Genomic DNA, 24,548 nt, shown 5'->3' on the forward strand with positions numbered 1-24,548 from the left:
TTATACGCCCGCCAGCTGCGGCTGCCCTTTGCGCTTCAGCGTAAACAACCAGTCAAACCATCCTTTTGCCCGCAGTACGCACAGCGCCGTTGGCAACGCCAGCGCGACGCTGAACGCCAGCACAAAATGCAGGTCAGCCAGCCACGCAGAGTGGCCGTCGTGGCGCAGCAATTTACTGCACACCTGAATCGCCAGATAGTGCGACAGATAAAACACAATCGAATGGCGGCCAACGTAGTTAACCGCCCGCAGATTGATACGGCAGGCCAGCGCAACGAACAGCGGGATTGAGGGCAGCGCCAGCGGCAGCAGCCACGGAGAATGCTGACGCAGCCCGCCCCACAGGCTGAACGCCGCGAGCAACATAAAGGCGATCAGCGACAGCAGCAGCGGTGTACGACGCTGCGCGAACGCGGCAATATCAACATCCTTTCGCACCAGCCAGTCGGCGCTGTAGAAGAAGGCAAACAGCACCAGCGACTTGTTCAGATGCAGGTTATCGAAACTGGCAAACAGCGAGTCAGGCGGCACCGGCGGCAGCAGCACCGCACCGGTAACGCACAGTGTCAGCACCAGCGCCGCAGGCAGGCGGCGCGCCGGGATAATCAGCACAAAAAACAGAAACAGCGAGTGCAGAAACCAGGTGATATCGCCGCCGCTCAGATGACCGAGCACGATGGCCAGCGGCGACTGTGGGTGATTGGCCATCGCGCTGAAGGTCCACTTCAGCCCGCCGTAGATCAGCGCCCAGACGGCAAACGGATAGAGAATGCTGCTGACTTTGTTTCGCAGATAGCGCGCCTGCCCGTGGCGTAAACCGCTGGCGACGAACAGTCCGGAGACGAAGCACATCAGCCCCATACGCACCGGCGCCAGCAGCTGATTCACCAGCTCGTTAAAGGCAGTGAAGTGCCCGGCCTGCTGGTTCACTGCGATCATGCAGTGCAAAAAAATCACGGCCAGAATGCTCATGCCGCGTAAATTATCAATCCATGATACCCGATTCACTGTTTGCTTCCCCGCTGCTTTTTTGGTCAGCGGCCACTATGGGGAAAGCCACGAGCTGAAAGCACAAGACGCGTCTGGAACTGCAAAGAGTGGGTAAAAAAAAGCCGCCGCCGGACGACGCCGGCAGCGGCTTCTTATTCGGACTTGCGCCTCAGGTGCGCAAGCCGCGTCCGCGCTGAATCAGCGCATACACCAGCACGTAAAACACCACAATAAACGCCACCAGCACTGACAGCGTCAACACCAGCGGAACATCATTGATGCCAAGGAAGCCATAGCGGAACCCGCTGATCATGTACACCACCGGATTGAGCTTCGACACCGCCTGCCAGAACGGCGGCAGCAGCGCCAGCGAGTAGAATACGCCACCGAGGTAAGTTAACGGCGTCAGCACGAAGGTCGGGATCAGGCTGATATCGTCAAAGGTGCGCGCAAACACCGCATTCAGCAGGCCCGCCAGCGAGAACAGAATCGCCGTCAGCAGCAGCGTGATCGCCACCATCGGCCACGAGAATACGTGGAACGGCACGAAAAACAGCGACACCGCCGTCACCAGCACGCCCACGCACACGCCGCGCGCTACGCCGCCGCCGACATAACCGGCGATAATAATGTGCGTCGGCACCGGCGCCACCAGCAGCTCTTCAATGTTGCGCTGGAACTTAGCGCTGAAGAATGACGAGGCGACGTTGGCGTAAGCGTTGGTGATCACCGCCATCATAATCAGGCCCGGCACGATAAACTGCATATAGCTGAAGCCGTGCATATCGCCGATGCGTGAGCCGATCAGATTGCCAAAGATAATGAAGTACAGCGTCATGGTGATCACCGGCGGCACCAGCGTCTGAATCCAGATGCGGGCGAAACGGTTGATCTCTTTGCTCCAGATACTCTTGAGCGCCACCCAGTACAGATGCGTCATGCGGTTACTCCTGTTTTTCCCTGCGTCAGGCTGACGAACAGCTCTTCCAGACGATTCGCTTTATTGCGCATGCTGAGCACCTGCACGCCCTGCGCGCTCAGCTGGCTGAATACGCTATTCAGCCCCTGTTCACGCATCACTTCCACTTCCAGCGTTGAGGTATCAACCAGACGATACTGGAAGCCCTCCAGCTGCGGCAGCGGACTGCGCGGCGCCAGGTCGAGGATAAAGGTTTCCGACTGCAGCTTAGACAGCAGCCCTTTCATTGAGGTGTTCTCCACCAGCTCGCCGCTCTGGATGATGCCGATGTTACGGCACAGCATTTCCGCCTCTTCCAGATAGTGGGTGGTCAGGATGATGGTGGTGCCTTTGGCGTTCAGCTCTTTCAGGAACACCCACATCGAGCGGCGCAGTTCGATATCCACACCAGCCGTCGGTTCATCAAGAATCAGCAGTTTCGGTTCATGCATCAGCGCCCGGGCAATCATCAGCCGGCGCTTCATGCCGCCGGACAACATGCGCGCCCGTTCGTTACGCTTGCCCCACAGGTCGAGCTGATTAAGGTATTTTTCCGCGCGCTTGTTCGCTTCGGCACGTTCCACACCGTAATAGCCGGCCTGATTAACCACAATCTGCATTACGGTTTCAAACGGGTTAAAGTTGAATTCCTGTGGCACCAGCCCAAGCTGCCGCTTGGCGTTGACCACATCTTTCTGCAGGTCGTAGCCAAACACGCGCACGCTGCCGCTGGATTTGTTCACCAGCGAGCTGATAATGCCAATGGTGGTGGACTTACCGGCACCGTTAGGGCCCAGTAAGGCATAAAAGTCGCCTGCTTCCACGTTGAGATCGAGGCCTTTCAGCGCCTGTACGCCGCCGGGATAGGTCTTGGTCAGCCCGGAAAGTTCCAGTGCATAAGTCATTGCGAGTCCGTACCCTGTTGTAGTGACATCATAGCCATATGAAATGATAGTGCGCTCGCGTCGAGCGTGCGGGGTTATTCAGCGATAACGGTTGTGAAATCAAAGGAATTGCGCAGAGTGATAACCCACCACACTCTGCCACTCTGCGTGCCGCAGGAAAACGCGTGCCGAGCCCGTAAGTCATTGAGTTACGGGCTGCGCATCTTATCGCAGGCGGAGGGAATCAGCCTTGGAAGATTGTGCGGTTATTCGTCCAGCAGCGTAACTTTGCCGATATACGGCAAATGGCGGTAGCGCTGTGCGTAGTCGATACCGAAGCCGACCACGAACTCATCCGGAATGGTAAAGCCGACAAACTCGACCGGCACCTCAACTTCACGACGCTCCGGCTTATCCAGCAGCGTGCAGATCGCCAGCGATTTTGGCTCACGCAGCTGCAGAATTTCACGCACTTTGCTCAGGGTGTTACCGGAGTCGATGATGTCTTCGACGATCAGCACATCTTTGCCGCGAATGTCTTCATCGAGATCTTTAAGGATTTTCACGTCGCGCGTGGAGGACATGCCGCTGCCGTAGCTAGAGGCGGTCATGAAGTCGACTTCGTGCGCAACATCAATGGCGCGGCACAGGTCTGCCATAAACATGAAGGAGCCACGCAGCAGGCCGACCAGCACCATTTCGCTGCCGCTGTTGCGGTAGTGCTCGCTGATCTGCTTGCCCAATTCGGCAATACGGGTTGCGATCTCCTGCTCAGAGATCATCACGTCGACGGTGTGTTTCATTGCATTCGCCTAAGAAGGTTTTCAGAAAGCCGCGCATTCTATCATAGTCGACGCACAGGCTAACGCCGCGCACAGAACGCAAACGTTATCGTGGCGAAATTTATTGCGCTGGCGTTAACTGTAAGCATCCTGCCCGCTCTCTCTGGAGATCCCTATGGCCGCTTCATCAGGTAAAAAAACGCAGATCGGCACGCGTGAACTGCATCCGGAAACGCAGATGCTCAACTACGGTTACGATCCGCGCCTGTCAGAAGGTGCGGTGAAGCCGCCGGTGTTTCTGACGTCAACCTTTGTGTTTAACAGCGCCGAAGAGGGCAAAGAATTTTTTGATTTCGTTGCCGGCCGCCAGCAACCGCCGGCGGGCAAAAGCGGCGGGCTGGTCTATTCCCGCTTCAACCACCCTAACAGCGAGATCGTCGAAGATCGGCTGGCCATTTATGAAGGTGCCGAAAGCGCCGCGCTGTTCTCTTCCGGTATGTCGGCCATCGCCACCACGCTGCTGACCTTTGCCCGTCCCGGCGAAGTGATCCTGCACTCGCAGCCGCTGTACGGCGGCACCGAAACGCTGCTGAGCAAAACGCTGCACGATCTGGAGATCAAAGCGGTGGGATTCAGCGACGGCACCGACGAAGATAAAGTGTATGAAGCCGCGAAGCTGGCGTGGCAGCGCGGGCGCGTCGCGATGATTCTGATCGAAACGCCGGCCAACCCCACCAACAGTCTGGTGGACATCCAACTGATGCATCAGGTGGCGGAAGTGATCACACAGCAGCAGGGCTCCCGGCCGATTCTCGCCTGCGACAACACCCTGCTCGGCCCGCTGTTTCAGCGTCCGCTGCAGCACGGCGCGGATATCTCCCTCTACTCGCTGACCAAATATGTCGGTGGTCATTCCGATTTGATTGCCGGCGCCGCGCTGGGCAGCCGGGCATTAATCAACAAAGTGCGTTCGCTACGCAGCGCGATTGGCACCCAGCTCGATCCGCACTCCAGCTGGATGATTGGCCGCTCGCTGGAAACGCTGTCGCTGCGCATGGAGAAAGCCGCCAGCAATGCGGAAAAAGTGGCGGCATTTCTGCGCGAGAGCGCACAGGTGGCGAAACTGCACTGGCTGCCGTATCTCGACGCCAGCAGCCCGGCAGGAGAAACCTGGCAGCGCCAGTGCAGCGGCGCCGGTTCCACCTTCTCCTTTGATATCGAGGGCGGCCAGGCTGCGGCATTCCGCTTTCTCAACGCGCTGGCGCTGTTCAAACTGGCGGTGAGCCTCGGCGGCACCGAGTCGCTCGCCAGCCATCCCGCCAGCACCACCCATTCCGGCGTGCCGCAGGAGGTGCGGGAGCGCATCGGCATCACCGACGCGACGGTGCGCCTGTCGATCGGCATCGAACATGCCGATGATTTGATTGAGGATATCCGCCTGGCGCTGGAAGCGGCCGTCAGCTCACCGTAAAGCCCAGCATCATGCCGGTATCTTCATGCTCCAGCAGATGGCAGTGCGCCATATAGGCATTTTCAGTATCGGCGACGTAGTTGAAGCGCACCAGCACTTCACTGCGCCAGCCGTTGACGCTGACCATGTCTTTCCAGCCGGCGCGATGCGCCGCAGGCGGCTTGCCGTTTTCGGACAGAATGCGGAACTGCGTGCCGTGAATGTGGAACGGGTGCAGCATGGCGTCGCCTTCGCCGGAGATGGTCCATTTTTCATATTTGCCCAGCGGCACGGCAAACATGGGCTTTTCCATGTTGAAGGCCTGGCCGTTGATTTTGTTGCCGTTGTGGAAATCATATGCGGCGCTGCGGGCAGGGTTGCCCTGATCCATCGCCATATCGCCGTGATCCATGTTGCCATGATCCATCGCGCCATGGTCCATGTTCATGCTGCCGTGATCCATCGCTTTGCCCGCGCCGTGCTGGCTGCTCATCGCTTTGGCACCGTAGCGCTGCTGCAGCGCCTGCATGCCCTGCTGATCCAGCTGCGGATCCATCATCAGCTGCAGCCAGCGGCTCTGCAGCCCTTCCGTTGCCGGCAGCGGCGGCACATCCACCAGCTGGTCCGGCAGCGTACCGCTGGCCATCACGCGCAGCGGAAGAATCTGCACCAGCGGCAGCGGCTGATCGAACGGCGCCAGCGTCATGCCCATCTGCGTGACCGGCAGCGTTACGATATCGAAGGTTTTGCCGTCTGAGGTATCCACCAGCACTTCAAAGCGCTCGCCCGGCAGCAGCGGCAGGCTCTCCACCTTCACCGGTTCAGCCAGCAGGCCACCGTCGCTCGCCACCACGTACAGCGGACGTTTATCGCTGGCGGCGATGTGCAGCGAGCGCGCATTGCAGCCGTTGAGCAGGCGCAGGCGCAGCCAGCCGCGCGGCACCGCGTGCTGCGGATACGGCACGCCGTTGGTCAGCATCAAATCGCCAAACCAGCCCACGGCGGCGCGCATGATATCCAGCTGATAATCGATACGCGTGCCGTCCTGAGTGAGCTGCTTATCCTGGAAAATCAGCGGCACATCATCTTCGCCCCACTGCATCGGCAGCCGCAACTTGCCGGACGCCTCATCTTCCAGCAGTACCAGCCCTGCCAGCCCCTGCGCCACCTGATAGCCGGTTTTGCCGTGCTGATGCGGATGGAACCAGCAGGTCGCCGCCGGTTGATCGGGGGTAAAACTCACCTGACGCGTGGCGCCGGGCGCAATCAGCGCCTGCGGACCGCCATCCACCGCGCCGGGAATTTCCAGCCCGTGCCAGTGCAGCGTGGTGGCTTCCGGCAGGCGATTATGAATATTGACGGTGACGCTTTTCTCACGCTGCAGGCGCAGCGCCGGGCCGAGCAGGCTACCGTTGTAACCCCAGGTTGGGACGGATTTGCCGTTCCACTGGCTGCTGCCGGTCATGGCGGTCAGCGTGTACTGGCCGTGTGCATCGGGCTCCAGCAGCGACGGGATGGGCAACAGCGGGCGCGTAGCAGCCATCAGCGAGCGGCTCCAGAAGGGCAGCGCGCCGGCTGCACTGAGGGCGGCAGTCAGCTTGAGAAAATGACGACGTTGCATATTCATATCCTTATCGTGAATAGGGGCACAGCGTAAACCTTTCCCCTGCGGGAGGGTCAAGCGATGAAAGCGCCCGCCGGGATAAAAAGCGCGCCTGTGGCCCATTTAGCCAAATTTAGCGGAATCCCGGCAATAACTGTGCTAACGTCATTAAATTGTCCCTTGTTGAGAACGATTATGACGAAAAGCATCAAGATCCTGCTGCTGGCGGGACTCCTTGGCTTCTCCTCCACCAGTTTTGCCCTGAGCGAATCCGAAGCAGAAGATCTGGCTGACCTCACCGCGGTGTTTGTCTATCTGAAAAATGATTGCGGCTATCAGGATCTGCCCGACGCGCAGATTCGTAAAGCACTGGTGTTTTTTGCCCAGCAAAACCGCTGGGATCTGAGCAATTACAGCGCTTACAACATGAAATCCCTCGGTGAAGAGAGCTACAAAGATTTGAGCGGTATCGCCATCACCAACGACAAAAAGTGTAAGTCGCTGGCGCGCGATTCCCTCAGCCTGCTTGCCTACGTGAAATAATCCTCCGCCCTGCGCTGCTGTTAACGCCCTGACCGTGCAAGCACGGTCATAATTCGTTATGCTTTTTTCTGGCATTATTGCGCGTTAACAGCATAAGGAGCGCTCCGGCATGGCCGACAAAGAGACCTGGCATGAGACGCTGCATAGCGGCTTTGGCCAATATTTCAGCGTAGACAATCTGCTATACCGCGATAAAACCGCGCATCAGGATCTGGTGATCTTTGAGAACGCCGCGTTTGGCCGCGTGATGGCGCTGGACGGCGTGGTGCAAACCACCGAGCGCGATGAGTTTATCTATCACGAAATGATGACGCACGTGCCGATTCTGGCGCACGGCAACGCCCGGCGCGTATTGATTATCGGCGGCGGTGACGGCGCGATGCTGCGCGAGGTCGCCCGGCATCAAAGCGTTGAGCACATCACCATGGTGGAAATTGATGCCGGCGTGGTGAATTTCTGTCAAACCTATCTGCCTAACCACAGCGCCGGCGCTTACGACGATCCGCGTCTGCAGCTGGTGATCGACGATGGCGTTAACTTCGTCAGCCAGACGCAGGAACGGTTTGATGTGATCATCTCCGACTGTACCGATCCAATCGGTCCCGGCGAGAGTCTGTTCACCTCGGCGTTTTATGCCGGCTGCAAACAGGCGCTCAATCCCGGTGGCGTGTTTGTCGCGCAGAACGGCGTCTGCTTCCTGCAGCAGGATGAAGCGGTCAACAGCCACCGCAAACTTAGCCACTATTTCGCTGACGTCAGCTTTTATCAGGCGGCGATTCCGACCTACTACGGCGGCATCATGACCTTTGCCTGGGCGAGCGATAATCCGGCGCTGCGCCAGCCGGACCTTGCGACGCTGCAGTCACGTTTTGCCGCAGCCGGACTGCCCTGCCGTTACTACACGCCACAGCTGCATATCGGCAGCTTTGCCCTGCCGCAATACCTTTTAAACGCGCTCAGCTGACCTCAGGAGGTGAACCCAATTGCAAAAGCTAAAACTACATGGCTTCAATAATCTGACCAAAAGCCTGAGTTTTTGTATCTACGACATTTGCTATGCCAATAGCGAAGCCGAACGTGATGGCTATATCGCCTATATTGATGAGCAATATAACGCCAACCGCCTGACGGAAATCCTCACCGAGACCTGCTCGATTATCGGTGCTAACGTGCTGAATATCGCGCGCCAGGATTATGAGCCGCAGGGTGCCAGCGTGACGATTCTGGTCAGCGAAGAGCCGATCAATCCGCAGGATATCGATAATTCCGAGCATCCCGGCCCGCTGCCCAATTCGGTGGTCGCGCACCTCGACAAGAGTCACATCTGCGTGCACACCTATCCGGAGAGTCACCCGGAAGGCGGTTTATGTACCTTCCGCGCCGACATTGAAGTCTCGACCTGCGGCGTGATTTCGCCCCTGAAGGCGCTGAATTATCTCATCCACCAGCTGGAGTCGGATATCGTGACCGTGGATTACCGCGTGCGCGGCTTCACCCGCGACGTCAATGGCGTGAAGCATTTCATCGACCATGAGATCAATTCCATTCAGAACTTCATGTCCGAGGATATGAAAGCGATGTACGACATGGTGGACGTTAACGTTTATCAGGAAAACATCTTTCATACCAAGATGTTGCTGAAGGAATTTGATCTGAAGTATTACCTGTTCAACACCAAACCTGAAGAGCTGAGCCCGCAGGAGCACAAGCGCATTACCAATCTGCTGTGGAAGGAGATGCGTGAGATTTATTACGGGCGCAATATCCCGGCGACGGGATTGAAGTTGTTATAACTCAGTGCCAGCAGTGGGTGAAGGCTGCGCCGCGGTAGCGCAGCGCACGTCATTCACCCGCTGATGCGGGCGGCACATTTACGCGGTCAGCTGCAGGCCAATGCCGCGCTCGCGCAAATCACGGCATACCGCTTCATCAAGGCGGGAATCGGTCACCACATCGGTCAGGCTATCAATCGGTGCCGCGCAGTACAGCGACCATGAGCCATATTTACTGCTGTCGGCCAGCAGAATGCGCCGGCGCGCGTTGGCCAGCAGATCCATCTTCAGCCCGGCTTTGTCTTCCGTCGGCGTGGTAATACCGCGCTCAATACTCCATGAGTTACAGCTGACAAACGCAATGTCCGGATTGATGCTGCGCAGCAGGCGCCGGCCGTGCTCACCAATGCACGACTGGCTGGAGTCGTCGATGCGGCCGCCGATGATGGTGGTCTCAATCTGTTTAAACTCCGACAAAAACAGCGCAATGTGCAGATCGGCGGTGATCACCCGCAGCTGCAAATGGGTCAGCTGTCGTGCCAGTTCCAGCATGGTGGTGCCGGCATCCAGCACCACCGCATCGCCGGACTGCACATAGCTGGCGGCGAACTGGGCGATGGCCTGCTTCTCCGCCAGGTTACGCTGCATTTTCTCCAGCGTGGTCGGCTGCGTCGGGATAAAGCGGTTCAGCGTGACGCCGCCGTGGCTGCGGCTAATCACCCCTTCCTTGTCCAGCTTAATCAGATCGCGGCGAATGGTGGCTGGCGAAGCAGAAATGGCGCTCACCAGCTGTTCAACAGTGACCAGATTATGACTTTTGAGATAGTCCATAATCTGGTCGAGACGGCTTTGTCCCTTCATATTTCCCTATGCAAGCTGCATCGCGAGTTTTATTGAGATCGCCATGCTCGCAGAGTTCGCTTTACCTGTCCAGGCGATATCAAATGCCGTGCCGTGGTCGGCGGAAGTGCGGATAAACGGCAGTCCCGCCGTGATGTTGACGCCATCGTAAAATCCAAGCAGTTTCAATGGGATATGCCCCTGATCGTGGTACATCGCCACTACCATATCGTACTGCCCCTGCTGGCACTGTAAAAACACCGTATCCGGCGGGCACGGGCCATGGACATCAATGCCCTGCTGCTTCATTGCCTGGATCGCTGGCGTCACCGTGGTGATCTCTTCATCACCAAACAGGCCATTCTCGCCCGCGTGCGGATTGACCCCGGCGACCGCGATGCGCGGTTGGTCATAGCCCACGCGGCGCAGGAAGCTGTCAGCCATGCCGATCACCGTCTGAATACGTTCGCCGTTCAGCGTGTCGAGGAACTTACGCAGCGCGATGTGCGTGGTCACGTGGATCACTTTCAGATGGTCGGTATACAGCACCATGGCGTAATTTTTGGTTTGGGTCAGCTGTGCCAGCAGTTCAGTGTGGCCGGGATAAAGGTGGCCCGCCGCATGCAGCGCCTCTTTGTTCAGCGGAGCGGTGGCAATCGCCTGCACGTCGCCCGCCAGCGCCAGTTCGGTGGCGCGCTTCACGCAGCGCCAGGCCAGATCGCCGGCCTGCTTCTGCACCTTGCCCGGCTGCAGCGCGTCAGGATCGGCCAGCGGCTCATCGATGACGTTAATGATGCCCGGTGCGAAATGCGCATCCTGCACGCTGTCCAGCACGCGCAACTCAGCGTGCGGCGTAATGTTCAGCGCCAGCACCCGACGCAGCGTCGCGGCACAGCCGACCACCACCGCCGGAATGCCCGCCAGCTCCCCTTCTGCCAGCGCTTTAATGATGATTTCCGGGCTGATGCCCGCCGGATCGCCCATGGTCACCGCAATAGTGTTATTCACTCGACTTCTCCTCAATAAAACGAATGGCTTCTGCCAGGGTGTTTTCATCACCAAAGCCACCCGCTTTGGTCATCACCGGCAGGTGTAATTCACTGTTAAGCAGAACCCCGTGCGGCACACAGCCCGCCACCTGGCCCTGAATCTGAAAGCCGCTGGCCCCGAGCGCCTGCGCCACCGCGATGGCCACGTCACCGCCGGAAAGAAACAGGCCGGCAGGCTGAATGTGCGCGCAGACGGCGCGCGTGAGCTGTGCCAGAAACTGGCAGATGCGCTCGCCGAGCTGCTGGCGCGTAATCTGCTGCTGCTGACACAGCTGCGCAATCGCGTGGCGCTGGTCAGCCTGTTGCGTAGTGCGCACCACACAGTGCACGCCCTCGCGCAGCGCCTGGACCATCGCCTGCTGCCAGGCCGCCGCCTGCGGCCATGCCGGTGTGGCAAACAGCTGGCAAATATCAATATCAATCAAGCGAATGTCACGCTGGCTGGCGAGCCGGGCGATTTGCTGCTGCGCCATGGCGCTCATCGAACCGACAATCGCCAGCACCGGGCGAGAGGGCCGCGCAGCAAGATGCGCACCCAGCGCATCGCTTAACCCGGACGCGCCGACCAGCAGCGGACGTTCCGGCAGCGTCGCGGCAGCCGCGATAATGGCGTCGATATCCGCCTGCAGTTCCGCGTCCAGTACCAGCAGGCCCTGACTGGTCGCCAGCCGTGCGGCCAGCGTGCCGCTGCGTACCGTGGCAAGATCGATCTGCTCGCCCGGCAGGTCGTATTGCATCTGCAGCCGCGTCAGCACGTTACTGCTGGTCACCGGGGTTTTAGGATCGCTGGCAAATTCGGTGTCGATCAGGCGCTGCTGATGGATCCACACTTCCCCGCCGCGCGTGATGCGGCCCAGCTTAGGCACCGCCGGCACCACCAGCGCCAGCCGTTTCGCGCTGACCTGCAGCGCGGCGGCTACCTCAGCGCCTGGATTGCCGCGCAGCGTTGAGTCGATCTTCTTAAACAGCCAGCCGTGTTGCGCTATCTGCTGATGCGGCTGAATGGCGGCATGCGTGCGGCTGGCGGCTTCCGCTGCGCTGACCGCACGGCTATCGGTGCTGATCACCAGCACATCCGCTGCGCCGGCATCCGGGGGTGTCAGGTTATTGAACAGCACGTGGACGCGTGCGCCGGCCAGCGCGAAGCCGCTGCCTGCGTCATTGGCGCCGGTAAAATCGTCGGCAATCACCAGAACCGGCGTTTTCCATGGCGATGAAGTCATTTTCTCTCCTGTCACGGCCCCTTGCCGTGCTGCATTTGATTATATTCAATCATGATTGATTATATGTGAGCAAGATCAAATTAATTGAAATCGATATCGCCTATAAATTTAGCCTCAGAAAGGGATACACCCCGCACAGCATTGAGCAAACCTAATCATAATGTGCAAAACCGTTATAAGGGCATGACATGAATATCAACAGCACCGTGATCAGTGGCTATCAGGCTTTGAACGATCTCAGCTATTTACTGCAGGATAAGCAGAAGGCGTTGCTGGTCACGGATAAAAACATTCTGGGCATTCCGGCGGTGCAGGCGCTTATCGCCCGGCTGCAGCAGCAGATCGCCAGCCTGAGCCTGGTTGATACGGTGCCGCCCGAGCCGAGCCAGCATGATGTGGCGGCGATTGTTGCGGCGCTGCCGCACGGCGACGTCGATCTGGTGATCGGCATTGGCGGCGGCAGCGTACTGGATGTGGCGAAGCTGCTGTCCGTGTTGTGCGTGGCCGATGCGCCAACCCTGACGGCGCTGCTGGCCGGTGAGAAGCCGCACACGCGTACCGCTTCTTTACTGATCCCGACCACGGCCGGTACCGGCTCGGAAGCCACGCCCAACGCCATCCTTGCCATTCCAGAGAAAGAGACCAAGGTCGGTATCATTTCGCCGGTGATGCTGCCGGACTACGTGGCGCTGATTCCGGAACTGACCACCAGCATGCCGGCGCACATCGCCTCGTCGACCGGGATTGATGCACTGTGCCACCTGATTGAGTGCTTCACCGCCACCGTGGCCAATCCGGTGAGTGATAACTATGCGCTGATCGGCATGAAAAAGCTGTTCGCCAGCCTCGAAAAGACCATTGCCGAACCGGACAACCTGGAAGCACGGCTGAATATGTTGTGGGCGTCCTACTACGGCGGAGCGGCGATCGCCCATGCCGGGACGCACCTGGTGCACGCCATGTCGTATCCGCTGGGCGGCAAGTACCATCTGCCGCACGGCGTGGCCAACGCCATTCTGCTGGCGCCGTGCATGCAGTTTGTGCGTCCGGCGGCGGTGAGCAAGTTCGCGCAGGCCTACGATCTGCTGCCAGATGCCGATAGCTCACTGGATGAAGAGGCCAAATCGCACGCGCTGGTGGCCTATTTAGCCGCGCTGGTGCAGCGCCTTAAACTGCCGGCCAGCCTGGAAGCACTGGGCATCGGGCCGGATCATCTGCCGTATCTGGTCGAAGCCGCGCTGGACGTGCAGCGCCTGATGAAGAATGTACCGATGAAAGTCAGCGCCGACGATGTGCGCAACGTCTACCTGACGCTGTTTCCGGCGTTAAATCACTCAGCATGAGCGGGGAAATCATGAGCAACACCATTCAGGGCGTACTGACCGCCATCGTCACCACTTTTGATCGCGACGGAGCCTACAATCCTGCCGCGCAGCGTGAACAGATTCGGCGTCAGCTAAGCGCCGGTAACGGTATTTTCTGCGGCGGCACCAACGGGGAGTTTTTCGTGCTGAACGAGCAGGAGAAGCTGGCGGTGACCGAGACCTGCGTCGACGAAGTAAACGGCAGCGCACCGGTGGTGGCGCACATTGGCGAGATCTCGACGCGTGAGACTATCCGGCTGGGCAGGCAGGTGGCAAAGCTGGGCGTGGATGCCGTCTCGGTGATCACCCCTTACTTTGTGCCGCTCAAACAGGAAGAGCTGATTGATCACTACCGTGCCGTGGCCGACGCCCTCGACGTCCCGCTGTTTCTCTACAACATTCCGGCGCGCACCGGTAATACGCTGCTGCCGGAAACCGTGCGCACGCTGGCAGCGCATCCCAACATCATTGGCATCAAAGACAGCGCCGGCAGCTACGAAAGCCTGAGCGGCTTTCTGCAGGCAGCGGCAGGTATTGCGCATTTCAACGTGCTGAACGGGCCGGATTCACTGATTCATCAGGGCTTCGTCGATGGCTGTTCCGCCTGTATTTCCGGGCTGGCTAACGTGGCGCCGAAAGAGATTAACGCCATCTGGGCGCGCTTCCATGCCGGTGACATCGCCGGATCGCGCGCCGCTCAGGAGAACGTCACCGGCCTGCGTACCGATCTCTACAGCATTGGTTTTTCCCCGGCGGCGGTGAAAAAAGCCGTGGCGCTGCTGGGCTATGAGGTCGGCGACAGCCGCTATGCGGTGCGCTTCTCTGCGGAGGAAGAGCAGAAGATCCGCCAGATCGTGAATCAGTATTTGCAGTAAAGTCAGTAAATTCAAAGCACTTACCGCACGCAGCTGTGGTAGCGGCGCGATTCATCGCGCAATACAGGCGCCGCTACGCACCCCTGCCGCCATCAGGGTTAGGGTTAATCTGACGGTGGCGGGGCGGATTCAGGCAGCGATGGCTGCTGTTATTAACACCGGGACGCATTTGCTATGAAAGTCATCTGTACTTCACCTTCGTTCGCCCGCTACGACGCCGCGCCGATCGACACACTTCACCAGCAGGGCTTTGAGCTGATTACGCTGCCCGCCGACGCACCGCTCAGCGCGCTGGCGCCGCATCTCGCCGACACCGTCGCCCTGATCGTGGCCTTTACCGAGGTCAACGATGCGCTGCTGTCGCTGGCACCGCAGCTGAAAATTGTCTGCAAGCACGGCGTAGGCGTCGATAACATCGACCTCGACGCGACGCGTGCGCGCGGTATTTACGTGACAAACGTGCCGGACGCGAACAAACACGCGGTTGCCGATTTCGCCTTTGCGCTGATTCTCAATAGCGCGCGCCAGATCACCACCGCCGCAATAGAGACCCGCGCCGGCCACTGGCCACGCATTTTTGCCACCGACGTCTACGGCAAAACGCTCGGCATCATCGGCCTGGGCAATATAGGAAAGCAGGTGGCACTGCGCGCTAAAGGCTTCAATATGCGCATCCTCGCCTTCGATTTTTATCCCGATGACGCCTTCGCCGCCGAACACGGCGTGACGTTTGTCAGCCTCGATCAGCTGACGGAGCACAGCGACTTCATCACCTTACATATGCCGCTCACCGACCAGACGCAAAACCTGTTCGACGCTGCGCGCCTGAAGCGCATGAAGAAGAGCGCGTTTCTCATCAACGCGTCACGCGGTGGCGTGGTGAATGAGCAGGATCTCTACCAGGCATTGCAGGATAACGTGATTGCCGGTGCGGCGGCGGATGTCTTTGTGCAGGAGCCGCTGGCGCAGCATCCGCTGTTCACCCTGAGCAACTTTATCCCCACGGCGCACCTTGCCGGATATACCGACGGCGCCATCAGCGCCATCGGCGAACGCTGCGTGACGCAGATTGTGCAGTGTATAAAACAGGGCGAACGCCCGATGAATGTCATGAACGGGCTGGCCTGACGCCGCCCTCCTCTGTCACCCTTTTCGCGTGGATAATGATTATGACCAACACCGCACGCTCAACACGCATCAGATGGTGGATCGCCGGCCTGATGTGGCTGGCCATTGCCATTAACTATATTGATCGTACCGTACTCTCTGCCGCCGCACCGCACCTGATCACCGAGCTCGACATCAATCCGGAGATGATGGGCTTTATCATGGCGGCGTTTTTCTGGTCTTATGCGCTGTTGCAGATCCCGGCAGGCTGGTTTGCCGACCGCTTCGGCCAGAAAAAAGGCCTCGGCATCGCTGTCGGCTGGTGGTCGATCGCCACCATGGCAATGGGGCTCGCCACCGGCTTTAAATCGCTGCTGGCGCTGCGTCTGGCGCTCGGCGTGGGTGAAGCAGCGGCTTATCCCAGCAACGCCGGTATTACCGCGCGCTGGTTCCCGGATCGCGAGCGCGCCACCGTCTCCGGCCTGTTCGACAGCGCATCAAAATTTGGCGGGGCCGTCGCCATGCCGCTGATCGTCTTTATGATCGCGCTGTTCGACTGGCGTCTGACCTTTCTGGCGATTGGTGCCGTCGGGCTGATCTGGGTCATCGCCTGGTACTTCATTTATGCCGAGAACCCGGAAGACCACAAAGCGATTAGCACCGATGAAGTGCGCCTGATCCGCGATGGCCAGGCGCAGAAGCACGGCGATAAAAACGTGCGGCCGATGAAGTGGTACAAGTTGCTGCGCTACCGCAACATCTGGGCAATGTGTATTGGCTTCTTCACCATCAATTACACCTCCTACTTCTTTATCACCTGGCTGCCAACTTACCTGGTGAAAGACAAAGGGATGGATTTCCTGAAAATGGGCATGGTGGCGGCGCTGCCGCTGATCTGCGGCATGGTGATTGAGGTGCTGGCGGGCTGGGCGTCGGACCGTATGGTGCACAAAAAAGTGCTGTCGCTGACCGCCACACGCAAGCTGTTCCTGACGATTGGCCTGCTGATGGCGCTGTGCATCGGGTTCGCGCCGTTCACCGATTCCGTGTTCATGACGGTACTGCTGCTGTGTATTGCTAAGTCCGGCACCACCGTCGCGGCATCTCAGGTGTGGGCGCTGCCGGGCGATGTTGCGCCCACCAACAGCGTGTCAATTGTTGCCGGGCTGCAGAATACCGTCTCCAATATGGGCGGTGCGGTCGGGCCAATCATTACCGGCGCTATCGTCGGTGCCACCGGCCACTTTACCTGGGCGCTGGTGTTCTCGGCGGTGCTGGTGGTGATCGGAATCCTTAACTACCTGTTCCTGCTCGGTAAGGTCGAACCGATTGTGGATGAGGAACCTTTATCCCACGCCCGTTCCGCCATTAACGGCGTGTAACCAGCGCAACGGCAGTGGCGCCCCGGCTGCGGGCGCCCGTTAGCGGCCGGCCATAAACCGGCGATAAGCAGCAATCACCGCGAGAAAATCCTCCACGCCGCAGAACGACAGGCTCTCTTCATCGTAATAAGTCATGCCCTCTTCCAGGCCGTCATCCTCTAACGCCAGCTGATTGGCGCGGATCATCACCTCTTCCTCATCCAGCCACAGCGTATATTCGTGCCCGACGCGCTGCCACTGCTGCTGCGTGCCTTTGACTGCACGCACCGCGGCTTCGACTTCATCCAGCAGCGCAAAGTTCTCTTTCACCTCTTCATTGAACCAGTGCCCCACCGCTTCGTGGTCCATCGACATGCGCACCCGGACCTGACCGGTCACGTCACGCAGAAATTCATATTCCATGTTGGCCTCATACCAGTGGCGCGCCAGACGGCACGCTTTCGTGCATTTTGTGCGCAGCGCGCGCAAGAAAGTGGGATCGCGCTCGCATTATGCCTGGAGACGGCGAGGGAAAAAAGCGCATAAAAAAAGGGACGATGCGCTCGTCCCTTTTTCACTGGCAGGCGTATTTTACACCGCGGTCTGGAAAATCACTCCGTCCGCTTTTTCGGTGTACTGGCCCAGCTGATCGAAGTTCAGGTAGCGGTAGGTGTCGGCAGCGGTTTTATCCACCTGCAACATAAACTGCTGATACTCGTCCGGCGTAGGCAGTTTACCCAGCAGGGAAGCGACCGCGGCCAGCTCGGCTGATGCCAGGAACACATTGGCACCGGTACCCAGACGGTTCGGGAAGTTACGGGTCGAGGTGGAAACCACCGTCGCGCCGTCTTTCACGCGCGCCTGGTTACCCATGCACAGTGAACAGCCCGGAATCTCGATACGCGCACCGCTCTTACCAAAGACGCTGTAGTAGCCCTCTTCTGTCAGCTGCGCGGCATCCATCTTGGTTGGCGGCGCTACCCACAGGCGGGTTGGCAGCTGGCCTTTGTGTGCGTCCAGCAGTTTACCTGCCGCACGGAAGTGACCGATGTTGGTCATGCACGAACCGATGAACACTTCGTCGATCTTCTCGCCCTGCACGTCAGACAGCCAGCGCGCGTCGTCCGGATCGTTCGGCGCACACAGGATTGGCTCTTTGATTTCCGCCAGATCGATTTCGATTACCGCTGCGTATTCCGCATCGGCATCGGCTTCCAGCAGTTGCGGATCGGCCAGCCATTTTTCCATGCCCTGAATACGGCGCTCCAGCGTACGACGGTCGCCGTAGCCTTCGGAGATCATCCACTTCAGCAGTACGATGTTGGAGTTCAGATACTCGATGATCGGCTCTTTATCCAGCTTGATGGTACAACCCGCCGCAGAACGCTCGGCCGAGGCATCGGTCAGCTCAAATGCCTGCTCAACTTTCAGCTTCGGCAGACCTTCGATTTCCAGCACGCGACCGGAGAAGATGTTTTTCTTGCCTTTCTTCTCAACGGTCAGCAGGCCCTGCTTGATGGCGTACAGCGGAATCGCGTGCACCAGATCGCGCAGCGTGATGCCCGGCTGCATTTCGCCTTTGAAGCGCACCAGCACTGACTCCGGCATATCCAGAGGCATTACGCCCGTCGCTGCGGCAAACGCCACCAGACCAGAACCGGCCGGGAACGAGATGCCAATCGGGAAGCGGGTGTGTGAGTCACCGCCAGTGCCGACGGTATCCGGCAGCAGCATACGGTTCAGCCAGCTGTGAATCACGCCATCGCCCGGACGCAGCGAAACACCGCCACGGTTCATGATGAAGTCCGGCAGCGTGTGGTGTGTGGTGACATCGACCGGCTTCGGATAAGCGGCGGTGTGACAGAAGGACTGCATCACCAGATCGGAGGAGAAGCCCAGACACGCCAGATCTTTCAGTTCATCACGGGTCATTGGACCGGTGGTGTCCTGAGAGCCGACCGAGGTCATTTTCGGTTCGCAGTAGGCGCCAGGACGAATCCCTGCCACGCCGCAGGCACGGCCCACCATTTTCTGCGCCAGCGAGTAACCCCGGTTGCTTTCGGCCACATCTTTGGCTTTGGTGAACACATCGCTGTGCGGCAGACCCAGCGACTCACGCGCTTTGGTGGTCAGGCCGCGACCGATAATCAGCGGAATACGGCCACCGGCGCGCACTTCATCCAGCAGCACGTCGGTTTTCAGCGCAAAGGTCGCCAGCAGTTCATTGGTCTCGTGATTGCGTACTTCACCCTTGTAAGGGTAAACGTCAATCACATCGCCCATGTTCAGGCGCTCAACGTCGAGTTCGATCGGCAGCGCGCCGGCATCTTCCATGGTGTTGAAGAAGATCGGCGCGATTTTACCGCCGAGGCACAGACCGCCGCCTTTTTTGTTCGGCACATACGGAATGTCGTCACCCATGAACCACAGCACTGAGTTGGTCGCGGACTTACGTGAAGAACCGGTACCAACCACATCACCGACGTAGGTCAGCGGGAAGCCTTTCTGCTGCAGAGCTTCAATCTGTTTGATCGGGCCAACGTTGCCAACATCGTCGGGTTCGATGCCGTCACGTGGGTTTTTCAGCATCGCCAGCGCGTGCAGTGGAATATCCGGACGTGACCATGCATCCGGCGCCGGAGAGAGGTCGTCGGTGTTGGTTTCGCCGGTCACTTTGAACACGGTGGTGGTGATTTTTTCTGCCAGCTTAGGACGCTTAAGGAACCATTCTGCATCAGCCCAGGACTGGAGGATTTTCTTCGCGTGGGGATTACCCGCTTTGGCTTTCTCTTCGACGTCGTAGAAGTTATCGAACATCAGCAGCGTGTGGGACAGTGCTTCAGCGGCAATCGGTGCCAGAGCCTCATCGTCAAGCGCCTCGATCAGCGCATGGATGTTGTAGCCGCCCTGCATGGTGCCCAGCAGTTCGACTGCTTTTTCACGAGTGACCAGAGGAGAGTGGGCTTCGCCCTTTGCGATAGCTGCCAGGAATCCGGCTTTTACATACGCCGCTTCATCAACACCCGGCGGGACACGGTTGACCAGCAGGTCAGTCAGGAATTCTTCTTCACCCGCTGGCGGGTTTTTCAGCAGTTCAACCAGCGCGGCCATCTGGGAAGCATCTAACGGCTTAGGTACGATTCCCTGGGCAGCACGCTCGGCAACGTGCTTACGGTATTCTTCTAGCACGACGTTCTCCTCGCTCTCATTGTATAGCTTTCCGGTGCACCTGTTGATGCTGTCAAACAGTAGGGTGAGGTGCCCGGTTCTGCGTCGGCCAGCATAGCAGGATTTCGGCTGATTGTTAATCCGTTTACAAAAAAGCAACATCCGCGCGTTATTTAGCAGATTTGTCTGCGCTTTGCGCCAGAAGAGAAGCCAGAGCGGCTCTGGTAGTGCCTGTTCGCGCCTGTGCCGGTAGCCAGTGGAGCCAGGTTTTAGCGCGTAATTTGTCGCATCCGGCCTTCACACCGCGAATCCATAACCTGCAATCCCCTTTCATGCCGGTTCATTCACTTTTGGTTATGTGCTGATGCGCTTGCACTAAACGGCTACCGTTCAGCTTCCCACACACGTTTTCCTGAGGAAAAATTAATACTACATCACCTAATAAATATTGAATGTGATGCCTTGCGCGCATTTAATTAATTATCAACGCAGTGCCGATTTAAATGAATCTTTAAACTTAGTCATCCAATTAAAATACACCCTTAAAAAATAACTGCGATTCAAAAAAGAGATAAAAAATAAAAGAGGAAATGATAAATAAATAGCGTAGACTGCCTGCGGGCGCTTGAGGCTATCTGCCTTAAGATCTGCAAAAGAAATTGGGGTGGATGGTGGAAGGTGAACCGTGCGATTAATTTTCATTAACCGCACGGGTGAGCCACTACCCAAAACACCCAGACAGTGTCAGGGTAGTGGCTTGCTCGTGCTAATGCAAGGAGTAAGTGATTATGAAGGTGAAATTCAGCACGCTGATTATCAGCGGGCTCATCCTGTTAGGTTTATGCCTGGCAAATCGCAGTTCACTGTGTGAATTACGATTGCGGATATTCGCGGCTGAATTATCGGCTGTCATGGCTTACGAAGCACAACAGTAAACTTCAATAGCGGAGGGTTTCCTCCGCTATTCCGGCATCGTTTAACGTGTTGCTCCTGCGCCCGCTTTTATCTATTCAACTTACTTTTTCAATTAATAAAAAAACGGCTCCTTACAGGAGCCGTTAATTAACCTAAGCCTCAGGCGAAATTATTTCTTTTTCGCTTTTGGATTTGGCAGGTCAGTAATGCTACCTTCAAACACTTCCGCCGCCAGGCCAACCGATTCGTGCAGGGTTGGGTGCGCGTGGATGGTCAGCGCGATATCTTCGGCATCACAACCCATCTCGATAGCCAGACCGATTTCACCCAGCAGCTCGCCGCCGTTGGTACCGACAATCGCGCCACCAATAACACGGTGCGTCTCTTTGTCGAAGATCAGTTTGGTCATACCGTCTGCACAGTCAGACGCGATAGCACGGCCCGATGCCGCCCACGGGAAGGTGGACACTTCGTAGCTGATGCCTTTCTCTTTGGCTTCTTTCTCGGTCAGACCCACCCAGGCCACTTCTGGCTCGGTATAAGCGATAGAAGGGATCACTTTCGGGTCGAAGTAGTGCTTCAGACCGGAAATCACTTCTGCCGCCACGTGACCTTCGTGCACGCCTTTGTGCGCCAGCATTGGCTGACCGACGATGTCACCGATAGCATAGATGTGTGGCACGTTGGTGCGCATCTGTTTGTCGACGCGGATAAAGCCGCGATCGTCCACTTCCACGCCTGCTTTACCAGCATCCAGACCTTTACCGTTCGGTACACGGCCAATCGCCACCAGCACTGCGTCGTAACGCTGTGGTTCAGCCGGCGCTTTTTTACCTTCCATTGATACGTAGATACCGTCGTCTTTCGCTTCTACCGCGGTGACTTTGGTTTCCAGCATCAGGTTGAATTTCTTGCTGATACGCTTGGTGAACACTTTCACCACGTCTTTATCGGCGGCCGGGATCACCTGGTCAAACATCTCGACCACGTCGATCTCTGAACCCAGCGCATGGTAGACGGTACCCATCTCCAGACCGATGATGCCACCGCCCATAACCAGCAGACGCTTCGGAACTTCTTTCAGCTCCAGCGCATCGGTAGAGTCCCACACGCGCGGATCGTTATGTGGAATGAAAGGCAGTTCGATTGGACGCGAGCCTGCAGCGATGATGGCGTTGTCGAAGTTGATGGTGGTTGCGCCACCTTCCCCTTCTACCACCAGCGTATTGGCGCCGGTGAATTTACCCAGACCGTTGACCACTTTCACTTTGCGGCCTTTCGCCATGCCAGCCAGACCACCGGTCAGCTGAGTGATGACTTTCTCTTTCCAGGTACGGATTTTGTTGATGTCAGTCTGCGGCTGGCCAAACACGATACCGTGCTCTTCCAGAGCCTTAGCTTCTTCGATGACTTTCGCCACGTGCAGCAGCGCTTTTGACGGGATACAGCCGACGTTCAGACAGACACCGCCGAGGGTGCTGTAGCGCTCTACCAGTACGGTTTCCAGACCTAAATCAGCGCAACGGAAGGCTGCAGAGTAACCTGCAGGACCTGCCCCAAGTACCACGACTTGAGTTTTAATCTCTGTACTCATCATGACCTCTTGTTAGATTGCCGGCGGTCAAAAGCGACCCTTTCCCAGGCTCTTGATGCCCTATCTCCACCGGGACATTTCACCGCGAGAGTTTACAGAATTGTTAACAAACTGCCAACCGCGGCAACTCCGAATGCTTACAACAAGGCCGGCATTTGCCGGCCTTGATTAACGTCACATCACCAGACGGCGAATATCAGACAGCATATTGTTAATGATGGTGATGAAGCGCGCACCATCCGCACCGTCGATGACGCGGTGGTCGAACGACAGTGAAATCGGCATCATCAGGCGCGGAGCGAACTCTTTGCCGTTCCACACCGGCTCCATCGCCGACTTAGACACCCCGAGGATAGCCACTTCCGGCGCGTTAACAATTGGCGCGAAGTGCGTGGTGCCGAGGCCGCCAAGGCTGGAGATGGTGAAGCAGCCGCCCTGCATATCGCTGGCGGTCAGTTTGCCATCACGCGCTTTCTTCGACGTCGCCATCAGCTCACGCGACAGTTCAGTGATGCCTTTCTTGTTCACGTCTTTGAACACCGGAACCACCAGACCGTTTGGCGTATCCACCGCCACACCGATGTTGATGTACTTTTTCAGCGTCAGCTTCTGACCATCTTCCGACAGCGAGCTGTTGAAACGTGGCATCTGCTCCAGTGCCGCGGCGACCGCTTTCATGATGAACACCACCGGGGTGAACTTCACATCCAGCTTGCGCTTCTCGGCTTCCGCATTCTGCTGCTTACGGAACGCTTCCAGATCGGTGATGTCGGTTTTGTCGAAGTGAGTCACATGCGGAATCATTACCCAGTTACGGCTCAGGTTAGCGCCCGAGATTTTCTGGATACGACCCAGTTCCACTTCTTCGATTTCACCGAACTTGCTGAAGTCCACTTTCGGCCATGGCAGCATGCCCGGAATACCGCCGGCTGCGGCCGCAGCCGGTGCCGCTTCAGCGCGTTTCACCGCGTCTTTCACGTAAGCCTGCACGTCCTCTTTGAGGATGCGACCTTTACGGCCGGTGCCTTTGACTTTCGCCAGGTTAACACCGAACTCGCGCGCCAGGCGACGAATCACCGGCGTGGCGTGCACGTAAGCATCGTTTTCAGCAAATTCGCTCTTCGCATCGGCTTTCGCCGCTGCTGGCGCAGGTGCAGCAGCCGGTTTAGCTTCTGCAGCTGGTGCGGCTTCCTGTTTCGCTGCAGGTGCCGCAGCAGTCGGCGCAGCGCCTTCTACTTCGAACACCATGATAAGCGAACCGGTGCTGACTTTATCGCCGGTAGCTACTTTCAGCGCTTTAACCGTACCGGCAAACGGCGCCGGAACTTCCATTGACGCTTTATCGCCTTCCACCACGATCAGTGACTGCTCAGCCTCAACTTTATCGCCTACTTTGACCAGCACTTCGGTGACTTCCACTTCGTCGCCGCCGATATCCGGGACGTTAACGTCTTTGGCACCCGCAGCCGCGGCTGGCGCGGAGGCCGCCGCTTCTTTCACGGCAGGTTTGGCAGCCGCTGCTGGCGCCGCGCCTTCGGCTTCAAAGATCATGATCAGTGAACCGGTGTTCACCTTGTCGCCTGTGGCGATTTTGATCTCTTTCACCACACCGGCAAACGGTGCAGGCACTTCCATGGACGCTTTGTCGCCTTCGACGGTGATCAGCGATTGCTCAGCCGCCACTTTGTCGCCCACTTTAACCAGAATTTCGGTGACTTCGACTTCATCGCCGCCGATATCCGGTACGTTAACGTCTTTCGCTTCGCTGGCGGCAGCCGCAGCAGGTGCGGCTTCCGCTGGTTTCTCTTCGGCGGCCGGTGCCGCAGCAGCTGCACCTTCGGCGTCGAAAATCATGATCAGTGAACCGGTATTCACTTTGTCACCGGTCGCGATTTTGATCTCTTTGACCACGCCGGCCTGCGGCGAAGGCACTTCCATCGAGGCTTTATCGCCTTCCACGGTGATCAGCGACTGTTCGGCTTCAACCTTGTCGCCCACCTTGACCAGAATCTCGGTGACTTCAACTTCGTCTGACCCGATATCCGGTACGTTAATTTCGATAGCCATTAC

The 24,548-nt window shown here is 57.9% G+C and carries 21 protein-coding genes; 9 read left to right on the forward strand and 12 right to left on the reverse strand.

Features of this window, described 5'->3' with window-relative positions:
- From AC6I79_RS15475 to hpt, 4 genes are all read right to left on the reverse strand, one after another.
- Complete coding sequence (locus AC6I79_RS15475; protein WP_498027365.1) at positions 1-1,008, reverse strand: acyltransferase family protein; 1,008 nt, start codon at positions 1,006-1,008, stop codon at positions 1-3.
- A 151-nt stretch (positions 1,009-1,159) separates the two neighbouring features.
- A complete protein-coding gene (locus AC6I79_RS15480; RefSeq protein WP_021507520.1) occupies positions 1,160-1,930 on the reverse strand; it encodes an ABC transporter permease in 771 nt (256 codons plus the stop codon).
- On the reverse strand, positions 1,927-2,853 hold the full coding sequence (locus tag AC6I79_RS15485; protein WP_021507521.1) for an ABC transporter ATP-binding protein: 927 nt from the start codon (positions 2,851-2,853) through the stop codon (positions 1,927-1,929). The genes AC6I79_RS15480 and AC6I79_RS15485 overlap by 4 nt, the downstream gene beginning before the upstream one ends.
- Before the next feature lie 245 nt (positions 2,854-3,098).
- The gene (hpt, locus tag AC6I79_RS15490; protein ID WP_021507522.1) at positions 3,099-3,635 is read right to left on the reverse strand and encodes a hypoxanthine phosphoribosyltransferase; all 537 of its coding nucleotides are present in this window, start codon (positions 3,633-3,635) and stop codon (positions 3,099-3,101) included.
- A gap of 154 nt (positions 3,636-3,789) precedes the next feature.
- Here hpt and AC6I79_RS15495 point away from each other — a divergent pair, with 154 nt between their 5' ends.
- Positions 3,790-5,085 carry a cystathionine gamma-synthase family protein gene (locus AC6I79_RS15495; protein WP_498027366.1) on the forward strand — a complete coding sequence of 432 codons (1,296 nt, stop codon included), beginning with the start codon at positions 3,790-3,792 and terminating at the stop codon, positions 5,083-5,085.
- Here AC6I79_RS15495 and cueO read toward each other — a convergent pair.
- Positions 5,072-6,685, reverse strand: coding sequence for a multicopper oxidase CueO (cueO, locus tag AC6I79_RS15500; protein ID WP_498027367.1), 1,614 nt, complete (start codon positions 6,683-6,685; stop codon positions 5,072-5,074). The genes AC6I79_RS15495 and cueO overlap by 14 nt on opposite strands.
- 177 nt (positions 6,686-6,862) lie before the next feature.
- Between cueO and AC6I79_RS15505 the strand changes: the two genes are divergently transcribed.
- The 3 genes from AC6I79_RS15505 (at position 6,863) to speD (ending at position 9,003) form a co-directional block, all read left to right on the forward strand.
- Positions 6,863-7,210 carry a YacC family pilotin-like protein gene (locus AC6I79_RS15505; RefSeq protein WP_021507525.1) on the forward strand — a complete coding sequence of 116 codons (348 nt, stop codon included), beginning with the start codon at positions 6,863-6,865 and terminating at the stop codon, positions 7,208-7,210.
- A gap of 109 nt (positions 7,211-7,319) precedes the next feature.
- On the forward strand, positions 7,320-8,174 hold the full coding sequence (gene speE, locus AC6I79_RS15510) for a polyamine aminopropyltransferase (RefSeq protein ID WP_141496261.1): 855 nt from the start codon (positions 7,320-7,322) through the stop codon (positions 8,172-8,174).
- Between the two features lie 19 nt (positions 8,175-8,193).
- The gene (gene speD, locus AC6I79_RS15515; RefSeq protein ID WP_058770602.1) at positions 8,194-9,003 is read left to right on the forward strand and encodes an adenosylmethionine decarboxylase; all 810 of its coding nucleotides are present in this window, start codon (positions 8,194-8,196) and stop codon (positions 9,001-9,003) included.
- A 78-nt stretch (positions 9,004-9,081) separates the two neighbouring features.
- Here speD and AC6I79_RS15520 read toward each other — a convergent pair whose 3' ends face one another.
- The 3 genes from AC6I79_RS15520 to dtnK are packed head-to-tail and all read right to left on the reverse strand — an operon-like array spanning position 9,082 to position 12,094.
- On the reverse strand, positions 9,082-9,843 hold the full coding sequence (locus tag AC6I79_RS15520) for a DeoR/GlpR family DNA-binding transcription regulator (protein ID WP_022547144.1): 762 nt from the start codon (positions 9,841-9,843) through the stop codon (positions 9,082-9,084).
- A gap of 6 nt (positions 9,844-9,849) precedes the next feature.
- The gene (locus tag AC6I79_RS15525) at positions 9,850-10,878 is read right to left on the reverse strand and encodes a D-threonate 4-phosphate dehydrogenase (RefSeq protein ID WP_220496590.1); all 1,029 of its coding nucleotides are present in this window, start codon (positions 10,876-10,878) and stop codon (positions 9,850-9,852) included.
- Positions 10,823-12,094, reverse strand: coding sequence for a D-threonate kinase (dtnK, locus tag AC6I79_RS15530; protein WP_498027368.1), 1,272 nt, complete (start codon positions 12,092-12,094; stop codon positions 10,823-10,825). The genes AC6I79_RS15525 and dtnK overlap by 56 nt, the downstream gene beginning before the upstream one ends.
- A gap of 188 nt (positions 12,095-12,282) precedes the next feature.
- Here dtnK and AC6I79_RS15535 point away from each other — a divergent pair, with 188 nt between their 5' ends.
- The 4 genes from AC6I79_RS15535 (at position 12,283) to AC6I79_RS15550 (ending at position 16,822) form a co-directional block, all read left to right on the forward strand.
- On the forward strand, positions 12,283-13,437 hold the full coding sequence (locus tag AC6I79_RS15535; RefSeq protein ID WP_159377303.1) for an iron-containing alcohol dehydrogenase: 1,155 nt from the start codon (positions 12,283-12,285) through the stop codon (positions 13,435-13,437).
- Positions 13,438-13,448: 11 nt separating this feature from the next.
- Complete coding sequence (locus AC6I79_RS15540; protein WP_159377304.1) at positions 13,449-14,333, forward strand: dihydrodipicolinate synthase family protein; 885 nt, start codon at positions 13,449-13,451, stop codon at positions 14,331-14,333.
- Positions 14,334-14,507: 174 nt separating this feature from the next.
- Complete coding sequence (locus AC6I79_RS15545) at positions 14,508-15,461, forward strand: phosphoglycerate dehydrogenase (protein ID WP_021507532.1); 954 nt, start codon at positions 14,508-14,510, stop codon at positions 15,459-15,461.
- A gap of 41 nt (positions 15,462-15,502) precedes the next feature.
- Positions 15,503-16,822 (forward strand): MFS transporter, encoded by a 1,320-nt coding sequence (locus AC6I79_RS15550; protein WP_058780450.1) that lies wholly within the window; start codon positions 15,503-15,505, stop codon positions 16,820-16,822.
- A 39-nt stretch (positions 16,823-16,861) separates the two neighbouring features.
- Here AC6I79_RS15550 and yacL read toward each other — a convergent pair whose 3' ends face one another.
- Together yacL and acnB are read right to left on the reverse strand one after the other, a co-directional pair.
- On the reverse strand, positions 16,862-17,224 hold the full coding sequence (gene yacL / locus AC6I79_RS15555; protein ID WP_031279698.1) for a protein YacL: 363 nt from the start codon (positions 17,222-17,224) through the stop codon (positions 16,862-16,864).
- A gap of 168 nt (positions 17,225-17,392) precedes the next feature.
- The gene (acnB, locus tag AC6I79_RS15560) at positions 17,393-19,990 is read right to left on the reverse strand and encodes a bifunctional aconitate hydratase 2/2-methylisocitrate dehydratase (protein ID WP_159377305.1); all 2,598 of its coding nucleotides are present in this window, start codon (positions 19,988-19,990) and stop codon (positions 17,393-17,395) included.
- Positions 19,991-20,757: 767 nt separating this feature from the next.
- Here acnB and AC6I79_RS15565 point away from each other — a divergent pair.
- Positions 20,758-20,904, forward strand: coding sequence for a Hok/Gef family protein (locus tag AC6I79_RS15565; protein ID WP_021314460.1), 147 nt, complete (start codon positions 20,758-20,760; stop codon positions 20,902-20,904).
- A gap of 149 nt (positions 20,905-21,053) precedes the next feature.
- Here the strand turns inward: AC6I79_RS15565 and lpdA are convergent, their stop codons facing one another.
- Together lpdA and aceF are read right to left on the reverse strand one after the other, a co-directional pair.
- Complete coding sequence (gene lpdA / locus AC6I79_RS15570) at positions 21,054-22,478, reverse strand: dihydrolipoyl dehydrogenase (RefSeq protein WP_021507536.1); 1,425 nt, start codon at positions 22,476-22,478, stop codon at positions 21,054-21,056.
- Between the two features lie 174 nt (positions 22,479-22,652).
- Positions 22,653-24,545, reverse strand: a complete 1,893-nt coding sequence (gene aceF, locus AC6I79_RS15575) for a pyruvate dehydrogenase complex dihydrolipoyllysine-residue acetyltransferase (RefSeq protein ID WP_132466688.1) — start codon at positions 24,543-24,545, stop codon at positions 22,653-22,655.
- Positions 24,546-24,548: the final 3 nt, after the last annotated feature.

This window comes from gamma proteobacterium symbiont of Scutellera amethystina (assembly GCF_059730845.1).

What these genes read in the sequence shown, in the direction of transcription:
- yacL (WP_031279698.1), bottom strand. Translation starts at nt 17,224, where the DNA reads ATGGAATATGAATTTCTGCGTGACGTGACCGGTCAGGTCCGGGTGCGC.
- AC6I79_RS15540 (WP_159377304.1), top strand. Translation starts at nt 13,449, where the DNA reads ATGAGCAACACCATTCAGGGCGTACTGACCGCCATCGTCACCACTTTT.
- AC6I79_RS15535 (WP_159377303.1), top strand. Translation starts at nt 12,283, where the DNA reads ATGAATATCAACAGCACCGTGATCAGTGGCTATCAGGCTTTGAACGAT.
- AC6I79_RS15525 (WP_220496590.1), bottom strand. Translation starts at nt 10,878, where the DNA reads ATGAAAACACCCTGGCAGAAGCCATTCGTTTTATTGAGGAGAAGTCGA.
- AC6I79_RS15505 (WP_021507525.1), top strand. Translation starts at nt 6,863, where the DNA reads ATGACGAAAAGCATCAAGATCCTGCTGCTGGCGGGACTCCTTGGCTTC.
- hpt (WP_021507522.1), bottom strand. Translation starts at nt 3,635, where the DNA reads ATGAAACACACCGTCGACGTGATGATCTCTGAGCAGGAGATCGCAACC.
- AC6I79_RS15480 (WP_021507520.1), bottom strand. Translation starts at nt 1,930, where the DNA reads ATGACGCATCTGTACTGGGTGGCGCTCAAGAGTATCTGGAGCAAAGAG.
- speE (WP_141496261.1), top strand. Translation starts at nt 7,320, where the DNA reads ATGGCCGACAAAGAGACCTGGCATGAGACGCTGCATAGCGGCTTTGGC.
- aceF (WP_132466688.1), bottom strand. Translation starts at nt 24,545, where the DNA reads ATGGCTATCGAAATTAACGTACCGGATATCGGGTCAGACGAAGTTGAA.
- AC6I79_RS15565 (WP_021314460.1), top strand. Translation starts at nt 20,758, where the DNA reads ATGAAGGTGAAATTCAGCACGCTGATTATCAGCGGGCTCATCCTGTTA.
- AC6I79_RS15485 (WP_021507521.1), bottom strand. Translation starts at nt 2,853, where the DNA reads ATGACTTATGCACTGGAACTTTCCGGGCTGACCAAGACCTATCCCGGC.
- AC6I79_RS15545 (WP_021507532.1), top strand. Translation starts at nt 14,508, where the DNA reads ATGAAAGTCATCTGTACTTCACCTTCGTTCGCCCGCTACGACGCCGCG.
- lpdA (WP_021507536.1), bottom strand. Translation starts at nt 22,478, where the DNA reads ATGAGTACAGAGATTAAAACTCAAGTCGTGGTACTTGGGGCAGGTCCT.
- cueO (WP_498027367.1), bottom strand. Translation starts at nt 6,685, where the DNA reads ATGCAACGTCGTCATTTTCTCAAGCTGACTGCCGCCCTCAGTGCAGCC.
- AC6I79_RS15520 (WP_022547144.1), bottom strand. Translation starts at nt 9,843, where the DNA reads ATGAAGGGACAAAGCCGTCTCGACCAGATTATGGACTATCTCAAAAGT.
- AC6I79_RS15495 (WP_498027366.1), top strand. Translation starts at nt 3,790, where the DNA reads ATGGCCGCTTCATCAGGTAAAAAAACGCAGATCGGCACGCGTGAACTG.
- AC6I79_RS15550 (WP_058780450.1), top strand. Translation starts at nt 15,503, where the DNA reads ATGACCAACACCGCACGCTCAACACGCATCAGATGGTGGATCGCCGGC.
- dtnK (WP_498027368.1), bottom strand. Translation starts at nt 12,094, where the DNA reads ATGACTTCATCGCCATGGAAAACGCCGGTTCTGGTGATTGCCGACGAT.